The organism is Prescottella equi (assembly GCF_002094305.1).
Lineage (GTDB): Bacteria > Actinomycetota > Actinomycetes > Mycobacteriales > Mycobacteriaceae > Prescottella > Prescottella equi.
This window is the reverse complement of sequence record NZ_LWTX01000026.1, coordinates 1-1,300: the sequence shown is the minus strand read 5'-3', so window position 1 is coordinate 1,300 and position 1,300 is coordinate 1. Positions and strand designations below refer to the sequence as shown.

Below are 1,300 nucleotides of genomic sequence, written 5' to 3'. Positions count from 1 at the left end.
GCCGGTGTCGCTACCGGAATCACTGCCCGAACCCAGGTCAGCCAGGCTACCCAGATCCACCACACCACCAAGGTCCGCACTCCCCACACCGGCACCACCGGCGCTGCCCGCATCCCCCGTGGACCCGAGCGCCGCCGCACTACCGACAACCGGCAGAGCCAAACTCCCGAACGGAAGCGCCAAACTCCCCAGCACAGCCTCACCCAAGCTACCCAGGTCCAGATCGCCACTGCCGGAGCTCAACTCACCACTACCGGTCTCCAGGCTGCCGGTGTCGCTACCGGAATCACTGCCCGAACCCAGATCAGCCAGGCTACCCAGATCGACACCCAGGCTTCCCAGCGCAAGCTCACCCAAGCTACCCAGATCGAGATCACCACTGCCGGAGCTCAACTCACCACTACCGGTCTCCAGGCCGCCGGTGTCGCTACCGGAATCACTGCCCGAACCCAGGTCAGCCAGGCTACCCAGATCCACCACACCACCAAGGTCCGCACTCCCCACACCGGCACCACCGGCGCTGCCCGCATCCCCCGTGGACCCGAGCGCCGCCGCACTACCGACAACCGGCAGAGCCAAACTCCCGAACGGAAGCGCCAAACTCCCCAGTACAGCCTCACCCAAGCTGCCCGGATCCAACTCCGCAGCACTCCCCGCGTCCGCACTACCCGAATCCAAGCTCCCCAGCGCGAGGTCCGCGAGGCTGCCCAGATCCAGATCGCCACTACCCGAAATCAACTCGCCACTACCGGTGTCGCCGCTACCGGAATCGATGCCCCCCTCGCTACCCGAACCGAGATCCGCCAGGCTCCCGAGATCCACCAGACCACCGAGGTCCGCACTCCCCACGTCGGCACCACCGGCGCTCCCCGCATCCCCCGTGGACCCGAGCGCCGCCGCACTACCGACAACCGGCAGAGCCAAACTCCCGAACGGAAGCGCCAAACTCCCCAGTACAGCCTCACCCAAGCTGCCCGGATCCAACTCCGCAGCACTCCCCGCGTCCGCACTACCCGAATCCAAGCTCCCCAGCGCGAGGTCCGCGAGGCTGCCCAGATCCAGATCGCCACTACCCGAAATCAACTCGCCACTACCGGTGTCGCCGCTACCGGAATCGATGCCCCCCTCGCTACCCGAACCGAGATCCGCCAGGCTCCCGAGATCCACCAGACCACCGAGGTCCGCACTCCCCACGTCGGCACCACCGGCGCTCCCCGCATCCCCCGTGGACCCGAGCGCCGCCGCACTACCGACAACCGGCAGAGCCAAACTCCCGAACGGAAGCGCCAAACTCCCCAGC

General features: G+C 67.2%; 1 pseudogene. It reads right to left on the bottom strand.

Annotated elements, in window-relative coordinates:
* Nucleotides 1-1,269, bottom strand: a pseudogene (locus tag A6I89_RS24225) (hypothetical protein); the annotation flags it as partial.
* Between the last annotated feature and the right edge of the window lie 31 nt (nucleotides 1,270-1,300).